Source organism: Pseudopedobacter sp., assembly GCF_040392825.1.
Classification (GTDB): Bacteria; Bacteroidota; Bacteroidia; order Sphingobacteriales; family Sphingobacteriaceae; genus Pseudopedobacter.
In genome coordinates this window covers 1-9,091 of the sequence record NZ_JBEBVH010000164.1, presented here as the reverse complement: position 1 = coordinate 9,091, position 9,091 = coordinate 1, and the positions used below count along the sequence as shown (strand labels likewise).

Here is a 9,091-nt window from a genome sequence, read left to right as displayed (position 1 = left end):
AAAAGTGTCTAAAAATAGCAGTTTTCAAGTAATCTTTAATAAAATTTAGACTTATACTTCATTATAGTATGGAGGATTAATATTAAACAGTCATATCTGATTTATCTATATTTATAAAAACAAATAATTTTCAAAACGATCAGGATAACCTTCGTTACTATCAAAAACAAATTACCTACTGTTTAAATTTTCACAGGCAGCGAGATGACTATAATTCATTTACATGTTGGCAGCCCGCTAAGTATATTTACCAAATATCCTGTGAATCTCTTCTTACAATTCAAATTCAACATTATCAAAACCATTTTAGCTGAAATTAAAAGCCGTTTTGCCGATATAGATATAATTTCACATCTGTATTAACTCTATTTTATTTATGTATTACAATAGTTTTTTAAGCAAGGTGTCTTTGTTTGTCTTAGTAGTCTTACAATTAAGTTCGTCTAAGATACTAGCAAATGAAAATAACGGAGAACAGTGGTTTTTAAATTCTATCAAAACGATTACTTATCAACTGAATAAAGCTGCAAGTATATATACTCCTGGTAAAAACCCCCGATCTGTTAATCCTGACGGAACTGTGAGGGTTGCTCCGTACAGAGATTGGACAACCGGATTTTTTCCTGGTTCTTTGTGGTATGCATACGAACTAACCAACGACAATAATCTGGCACTGCAAGCTAAACGCTTCACTCTGGCTTTAGATTCTGTACGTTATATTAAAGATACTCACGATGTAGGTTTTATGCTTTATTGCTCTTATGGAAATGCATATCGTATTACAGGAGATAAGATGTATTTACCTGCCTTAAAAGACGGAGCTTCTAACCTCGCTTCCAGATTCAATCCAAAAGTTGGAGCTATACGCTCCTGGGATTTTTACTGGTGGAATTATCCGGTAATTATAGATAATATGATGAATTTGGAGTACCTGTACTGGGCTGCAAAAGAATTTCAGCAGGATGCATATAAAGATGTGGCTAATGCTCATGCTCTTACCACGCTTAAAAATCATTTTAGAAAAGATTATAGTTCATACCATGTTGTTGACTATTCTCCTACAAGCGGTAATGTTCTGGCAAAAAGAACGCATCAAGGGGTTACAGATGAGTCTTCCTGGGCCCGCGGACAGGGCTGGGCGGTTTATGGCTATGCCATGTGTTATGCAAACACTAAAAATCCGAAGTTTTTACAACATGCAGAACATATTGCCAAATTCATCATGAATCATCCGCGCATGCCAAAAGACAAAGTTCCTGTATGGGATTTTGATGTACATAATGCCATGGACGTGGAAGAAAAAGCACCCAGAGATGCTTCGGCTGCAGCGGTTATAGCTTCGGCTCTTTTAGAATTGAGCGCACAGGCAAAAGATGGCGATAAATACTTCAGATATGCAGAAGATATCTTAAAGTCTCTATCTTCTGAGGAGTATTTAGCTAAACCCGGCTCAAACCAGTACTTTATTTTAAAACATAGCGTTGGCGCATTTCTTTACAATTCAGAAATAGATACACCTTTAAACTATGCAGATTACTATTATTTGGAAGCGCTAAAACGCTATGCACAAATCAAAAAAATTGACTTAGACAAATTAGCGAACAGATAACAGGCATAGTGGAGCATACAAAACAACAGATACAGATTACATAAATCGCAAAAACAATAAACAAACCGTTATATTATATACTAAAAATGAAATTAATCAGACTTCTTATCATCTGTATGGTACTCATCGTTACAGATATAGTAAAAGCACAAAATACTTTAATAACCAAAGAAAGTTTCGATATTATTAATCTTCAGTATCCGGGTTTAGAAAAGGTTAAACAACTGGTTGAAACAAACAAATTTAAAGAAGCATCTGCCGAACTATTAAATTATTACAGAAATCGCAAAACGGTTAAACATCCCGATTTTAATGTTGGCGATGAGGCCAGATTTCGTGGAAAAGATATTGGCAAAGCCAATAAGGAAAAGGCAGACAATGCTTTGGACCATAAGTTTCAACCGCATAAAGGTTATGGCTTTTACGATTACGGCACAGACATTAACTGGCAATACTGGCCTGTTAAAGACAATGAGGTACGCTGGCAATTACATCGCGTATACTGGTGGCAGCCTATGGGTATGGCTTACAGAAGTACCGGTGATGAAAAGTATGCTAAGGAATGGGTATTTCAATTTAGAGACTGGGCTGCGAAAAACCCACTGGGATTATCTGCTGATAATGACCGCTTTGCCTGGCGTCCGCTTGAAGTATCGGAAAGAATTAATAGCTTACCCGGCACTTTCAATCTTTTTGTACCCTCTCAGCACTTCACTCCCGATTTCTTAATAGAGTTTCTGACAAGCTTTAATCACCAGACAGATTATGTTACCAAACATTACAGCGAAAAAGGAAACCATCTTCTGTTTGAAGCACAACGTGTATTAGGCGCGGGATGTATTTTTCCGGAACTTAAGCTTGCTCCGAAATGGAGAAAGAGTGGCATAGAAATACTAAATGAAGAAATTGGAAAACAAGTCTATGATGATGGTCTGCAATGGGAGCTTTCGCCTGTTTACCATAATGCCTCTATTGATATTTTTTTAAGGGCTTACAGATATGCTCAATTGGCAAAGCAAGAACATGAGTTTCCGGCAAGCTATAAGCAAACGGTAGAAAAAATGGTAATGGCTACTATTAATTTTTCTTTTCCGGATTATTCGTACCCAATGTTTGGCGACTCGTGGATAGGCTCTAAAGCCGGAATGATTAAGCAGTATCAATCGTGGTCGAAAGCTTTTCCCGCCAATACAATAATTAAATACTTTGCAACAGATGGAAAAGAAGGTTCTCAACCCAACTATCTTTCAAACGCATTAAAAACTACAGGCTTTTACACTTTCAGAAACGGATGGAACGATAATTCTACTGTAATGGTTTTAAAGGCAAGCCGACCTGGAATGTTTCACGCACAGCCTGATAACGGAACTTTTGAACTTTGGATTAAGGGAAGAAATTTTACACCCGACGCTGGTTGCTATGTATATAGCGGCGATGCAGAGATTATGAAAATGCGAGATTGGTATCGCCAGACTAAAGTTCACAGCACTTTAACATTGAATAATGAAAACATGGTGATTACAGATGCTAAACTAAATAAATGGAAAACAGACAAAAACCTGGATGTGTTAACCTATACAAATCCAAGTTATACTGGTCTTAATCATCAGCGTAGCGTATTGTTTGTTAATCAAAAGTATTTTGTCATTATTGATAAAGCCAGCGGAGATGCTACCGGCAATCTGGGTATACATTTTCAACTAAAAGAAGACAGCAAGCCTGTTTTTGACACCAATAAAAACAGTGTTTATACAAACTATAGCGATAATAACAATTTACTGATTCAGAACTTCAATAAAGACAAGGCAAACCTGAAAGAAGAAGAAGGTAAGGTATCTTATGTTTATAAAAAGGAAATAAAACGTCCTGCTTTTGTTTTTGAGACGACTAAAGCCAATAACAGTAACCAATACTTTGTTACTTTGCTTTATCCATACGACACCAATGAAGCTCCGCAAGCTACTATTGTTGAAAACAAAGGAAATGATTTTGAGAAAGGTATCATTAACCTAACTGTTATTATAAACGGCAAAAAGGAAAAGCTTTCTGCTGCGTTGTATTAGTAAGATTTTATCTCAATGCATCTTATATAGATGCTAAAGAAGTGTCTGAAAAGGTTCTTGTTGTCCCAGGCTACGAAAGTTTCTCCTAAAGAGACTTGATCCAGAATGACAATACTTTTGACTTTTCAGACACTTTCTTCAATAAGACCAAAGCAATTTTTATTATAAACCAATTTTAACCGCCATTATCATGAAAAATCAAATCAGAAATTATCTGTCGGCTATTTTCCTGATGTTATTAACTATCTGCTGTAACAAAAAGGAAACCGCCGAAAGCACAACCAGCAAGCTTACCGATACGGCAACTATTGACACCGTAATTAGTAATACTGACAGCACCAAACAAGAAACTGCGACTAACGATACCTTATTTAATGCAAATTATGAATCTGGTACGCTTAATTCTGGAATTGCTAATGTATTTGCGACAAAAGCCACCGCCACCGATGCCGCTTACATGCTTAGTCCTGGAGTTAACAGTAATTACGCTATTGCACATAAAGTTACTCTTGGCCTTTCTGGTTATTATTCTAACGATGCATACCGAAGTGAAGCAGATGCACTTAACGTTCCCGATGCACTATTTTTTCCTGGCATGGAGAGACGATACGAATTTAGCGTTTATTTAAAAGACTGGGGGCAATGGAATTCAGAGAATCCCCCGTATGGCGACAATATTTTCCAGCTAAAAGTAACTGGTGGAGACCCTGTACCTGTACGGATACTAACTAAAAGAAATACCATTGTTGCCAGATATGATGCCAGTGGAAATGGCATAATTATATCTGATTTCAGACCTCAAATTAATAAGTGGATTGATTTTCGGATAGATGTTAAATGGACGTTGGATAATACCGGATATTTTAAAATTTACACCAGATATGAGGGTGAAACAGATTATACTTTACGGCTTCAGAACCTGAATGCCAGAACTTTCACCGGTACTAAACTGCAAAATGGACAAAAAGGTTATATTAAATGGGGAGTGTATAGAGAAGCGGGAAAAGATGCTGATGGGAATGTTATAATAGCAGACAATATACTTACAAGAATTGCATACCATGATAACATTCGTATCATTAAATTGGATTAACATTTGATTGGGATTTTCACCAATCTTGATATCAAACCATAAAGTATAATAAGAGCGGATGTTTGGTAACATCCGCTCTTATTATTATTGCAAATCGGACTTCTTATACCAATACTATTTCACCAGAATACACATGGCATTAAGATAATAAAAGCCATTCTTTTCTGTATTGTTTGGACCCGCTGTTACATCAACAACTATATCCCCATTACTATCGGGAGACAAGTTTTTAACCGTAACCAACTGATCTTTATTGTTAGTTGCATCTATAGCCGACACTACCTGTTTGGCTCCTTTAGTAGTAAACTGAGTTTCTCTTTTTTCCTGATCTTTTGCCCCTCTGGAAGAAAAGTAGCTTATAGTATATTTCTTCTTCGGATTTAAACCAGAAAGCTTAATTACACTTCTTTCTACCTTTTTCTTATTGAATACTTCTTTTGTATTTCCGTAAAAACTGCTTGCAGAAATATCATCAGGCATATCCAAAGCTGTATTCGTAGCTTTCTGTCCACTGGTATTCTTGCTATTGAACCCTTCCACCAGAGTCAATTTAATCCCCGTGAATCCGCCTTTTTCGTCCAGAAGGTTACTTACTTCAGAACCGGAATTAAAATACGTGAGATTATTCCAGTTATCATATGCCTGTGCATCTCCAAAACCGATATAAATCGGATACTTACTCAATTCGTTGCCTTTTGCTTGATAAGCATTAAGTTGAGTGACTTCAAATGGCTTTAACACCGCCGAATGTGCAGCAAGTTTGGCTATCTCTGCTCCTTTAGCAGTAACTGTACCGGGTTTAAATGTGTTGGAAATTACGGGCTTATTGAAGATCTTTTCGTACCAGGTAGAGGCTGCGGTAAAACGGCCTATGTTTAAATCCAGATGGTAACCATCTCTGGTAAGGTTATCACCGATGTAGCTGGTTCTTGCATTTTGAATAGCTGTTCCTGCTGGAACTACGATATCTATTGGTACTATAGTATTTACCTGTCTGGACACATTAACTATGGCCTGATACATTTTCTCCTGATCTCTGTCGTAATTCACAAAGCCTTTATGACTAGAATTCTTCGCATAGGCCCAGGTTTGATGATAAACATATTTTACATTTGGATTTTTAGCCCGGGCTTTTACATATTGAAAAAGCTCTGGCAAATACTCTTGTACTGTTGTGAGTTGTCCGGACAATGGGCTAGCCTGCTGAAAACTGATATAATCCCAGTCTTCGTCTGCAAGTGCAGTCTCTATAGATGTTTTGGGAGTAGTATTTTTAATACCATTTAAACCTATTTTTCTGTAAGCATACACCGCTTTATTTTCACGGATATTTTTCACATGAAGCTCTAAAGGTGCACCTCCGATGTACAGGTTCGCAATAATTACCTTAATACCATCGGCTTTTGCCAGATCGTACAAATAATTTTCTACCCCATCTTCGGAAAAGCTGTTTCCTATGGCTAATATTTTGGTTACTTTTCCTGACTGAGCTTGTACGCTAAGTGCATGAAAAGCAGACAAATTTACCAGCAAAAAAACAAGCCATAGTTTGATTTTCATCAGAAATGCTCTACGGGAAATCGGATTTTTCATTGTCTATTTTATTTTTTTATAACTTCGGAAATTGCTTTACCAATAGCACCATTAGGCACTTGTATACGTAACAGGGCTGCAATAGTAGGTGTAATATCACACATAGAATAGCTTTCTACAGACTTACCCTTATTTATTCCCCAGCCCATAAACACCAATGGGATATGTGTATCGTATGGATTCCACAAACTATGTGTCGCTCCTTTTGCACCACCTAAGGTCCATCCTGGTTCTGGAATAAAAGCTATCTCGCCTGTTCTTTTAGAATTGTAGCCATTTATAACCTTTTCTTTTATAGATTGCGGAATAGATGCATTGCCAATATTTTCCATATCTGCGGCAAATTGGATTCCTGGTTGTTTAATTAACAGGTTTACTACATCCCGTTTCAATTTTGGATAATCAACACCTTTTTCTACAGCTTTTTTAGCATCCAAAGACAAATATATTCCAGTATTGCCAGTTACTATTTTTTGAATTCCATATTTAGTTTCAACCATTTTATTTATGGCTACTATGGCATTTTTCTTCAGCCCTAACAAGCCTGTAGGAATTTTATGTTCTTCAAGAAAAGTCGGATTATGTGCTCCACCATGATCTGCTGTTAAAAATACCGTGTAATTTCCTTTCCCTACTTTTGTGTCCAGATATTTAAAAAATGCAGAAAGGTCTTTATCCAATCTTAGTAAACCATCTTCTGCTTCAACGGAATTGGCAGAATACATATGGCCAATATAATCTGTCGAAGCACAATTGATAGTTAAAAAATTGGTTACCGGCCCATTTGCCAGATCATAACCCTCTACAGCTGCTTTAGCAAACTCCAGAGTTAAGGTATTACCAAACGGAGTTTTTCTAATATTATCCGGATTAAGTTCATAATACCTTTTAATATCATGCGGGAATACGGGCTTCTTCTCTCCGGGAAAAACACCTTCCCACGGCACATAGTCCGGTGTACTTTGCAGATAGGTTTCTATCGGGTATAATGTACTCCAACCATCTTTAACCAGATTTCTACCTACTTTTTTGCTATTGAATTGGCTTACCCAGGATGGCAGTTCTTTCATATAGTAAGTACTTGTAATAAAGTTTTCACTTTCGCTATCTAGCCAGAACGCTGCTGTTGGAGTATGACCTGCAGGCATAATTGCTGCCCTATCTTTTAAAGAAACACCTACAATTTTAGAACGAAAGTTAGTTGCCAATGCCAGCTCATCGGTGATGGTAGACGCTAAAAGGTTACGCGGTGACATTCTTCCGGCTGCCGAAGCGCTACCTACTGTCTGCTCTACGGTATCTTCTGCACAGTACCATGCTCTTCCGGTAAGCTGATCTGTAAAATTGTTTGATGTAATACCGTGGATTGCAGGAACAGAGCCTGTATAAATGGTAGAATGTCCTATCGCTGTAACTGATGGCAAATGTGTAATATAAGTATTTTCACAACTGAAACCCTCGTTCAGCAATCTTTTAAAGCCGCCAGATTCGTAACGGTCATAGTAACGATAAAGATAATCCCAACGCATTTGGTCTACAACAAGACCTACTACTAATTTGGGTCTGGCAACTCCACTATTTTGCTTCTCTTTTGCACCAACTATGGTAGTATTGAATAGGAGGATTATAAACAGAAAAGACTTAATAACATTGTACTTTAAGGCTTTCATTTAATAAAATGGTTCTTTTTGGAGTAATTATTTAAAGCTTGTAAATGTAAAGAAGCTATCGAAAAAGTCAAAGAAAACATTCATTTTGTTGTTTCATAATGCTTAGTTATTCAACAATTTAGTTTTCTGCTTTCAATAGCTTCCGGAATTAGGTTATTTGATAAATATGACAGTTTCTACTCTACGCTGACCATAATGATCAAACTTTTTATTGTCTGTTGGATAATTAACGATTCCATTATAAGGCTGTCCTTTTATCCACATCATGGTAGAACCTCCACCATCAATATTCATTGCAGATTTAGGATTGAAAAAACGCTGTAAAAAGGCTGTTAACTCTTTTGCCGACATTCCTAAAGCATTTTTGTTTCTTCCATCGACGGTTATTAATAATAGACGTCCTTCTGGTGTTACTGCTATTGCCGTTCTCGGATGACGTACTCCCTGGTGTTTTAGGTAATGCTCGTAATGCAGTTTTTTGATATTAATTCCTGTTGTATCGGCAAAAGTTAAACCTACCGGTTTAAAATTATCTATTAACATTGGTGCTCCGGTCATAATATTTTTCGATTTTATGGTCGAAAAGTCTTCTGGTGAGAATTGAATGTTAAAGTCTGTTCCTTTGTCATCGAAGGTAAACATACCCTGATGTTTCCACCAGTAAATACTGTTTTTAGGAACTTTTACGTGTTGGATGTCTTCCCCTTTTAAACGCAGATGCATGTAGTCTGCAGAATCTTTTTTTTCTATGAAATAGGTGGCATTGATACCTGCGATAGCACCCGGAATGCGATTGGCAAACACAGACAAAGAGTCCTTTTCCTTTTTATACCCGAACACCATTTGCCCCTGTCTAGCCTTAGGATTGAAACTGACTACATTTACATTCTGATGCGCAAATTGCTTGTCGGTATTACTTTGATATTTATACCAAATTACATCTTTTCTAAGTGTATCTACAGTCCACCCGGATCTTTCTTTTAGCTCTGTAACTGATTGACTGATTTCTTTTTGACTCGAGCAAGCTGAGAAAATTAGTGCTGCACTTAATAAATAACTAACT

General features: G+C 36.9%; 6 protein-coding genes. 3 read left to right on the top strand and 3 right to left on the bottom strand.

Annotated features, from left to right (window positions below; genetic code table 11):
• Nucleotides 1-376 precede the first annotated feature (376 nt).
• The 3 genes from ABWO41_RS12010 to ABWO41_RS12000 all read left to right on the top strand — a co-directional run bounded on the left by ABWO41_RS12010 (nucleotide 377) and on the right by ABWO41_RS12000 (nucleotide 4,765).
• Nucleotides 377-1,609, top strand: coding sequence for a glycoside hydrolase family 88 protein (locus ABWO41_RS12010; protein WP_353138077.1), 1,233 nt, complete (start codon nucleotides 377-379; stop codon nucleotides 1,607-1,609).
• Nucleotides 1,610-1,695: 86 nt separating this feature from the next.
• On the top strand, nucleotides 1,696-3,672 hold the full coding sequence (hepC, locus tag ABWO41_RS12005) for a heparin-sulfate lyase HepC (protein ID WP_353138074.1): 1,977 nt from the start codon (nucleotides 1,696-1,698) through the stop codon (nucleotides 3,670-3,672).
• 190 nt (nucleotides 3,673-3,862) lie between these two features.
• Nucleotides 3,863-4,765, top strand: coding sequence for a heparin lyase I family protein (locus tag ABWO41_RS12000; protein WP_353138071.1), 903 nt, complete (start codon nucleotides 3,863-3,865; stop codon nucleotides 4,763-4,765).
• 114 nt (nucleotides 4,766-4,879) lie between these two features.
• Here the strand turns inward: ABWO41_RS12000 and ABWO41_RS11995 are convergent, their stop codons facing one another.
• The 3 genes from ABWO41_RS11995 to ABWO41_RS11985 form a co-directional block, all read right to left on the bottom strand.
• Nucleotides 4,880-6,358 (bottom strand): DUF4886 domain-containing protein, encoded by a 1,479-nt coding sequence (locus ABWO41_RS11995; protein ID WP_353138068.1) that lies wholly within the window; start codon nucleotides 6,356-6,358, stop codon nucleotides 4,880-4,882.
• Nucleotides 6,359-6,366: 8 nt separating this feature from the next.
• On the bottom strand, nucleotides 6,367-8,028 hold the full coding sequence (gene pafA / locus ABWO41_RS11990; protein WP_353138065.1) for an alkaline phosphatase PafA: 1,662 nt from the start codon (nucleotides 8,026-8,028) through the stop codon (nucleotides 6,367-6,369).
• Nucleotides 8,029-8,181: 153 nt separating this feature from the next.
• Nucleotides 8,182-9,091: phosphodiester glycosidase family protein (locus ABWO41_RS11985; protein WP_353138062.1), on the bottom strand; the 910-nt coding region annotated here is incomplete at its 5' end.

What these genes read in the sequence shown, in the direction of transcription:
- ABWO41_RS12010 (WP_353138077.1), top strand. Translation starts at nt 377, where the DNA reads ATGTATTACAATAGTTTTTTAAGCAAGGTGTCTTTGTTTGTCTTAGTA.
- hepC (WP_353138074.1), top strand. Translation starts at nt 1,696, where the DNA reads ATGAAATTAATCAGACTTCTTATCATCTGTATGGTACTCATCGTTACA.
- ABWO41_RS12000 (WP_353138071.1), top strand. Translation starts at nt 3,863, where the DNA reads ATGAAAAATCAAATCAGAAATTATCTGTCGGCTATTTTCCTGATGTTA.
- ABWO41_RS11995 (WP_353138068.1), bottom strand. Translation starts at nt 6,358, where the DNA reads ATGAAAAATCCGATTTCCCGTAGAGCATTTCTGATGAAAATCAAACTA.
- pafA (WP_353138065.1), bottom strand. Translation starts at nt 8,028, where the DNA reads ATGAAAGCCTTAAAGTACAATGTTATTAAGTCTTTTCTGTTTATAATC.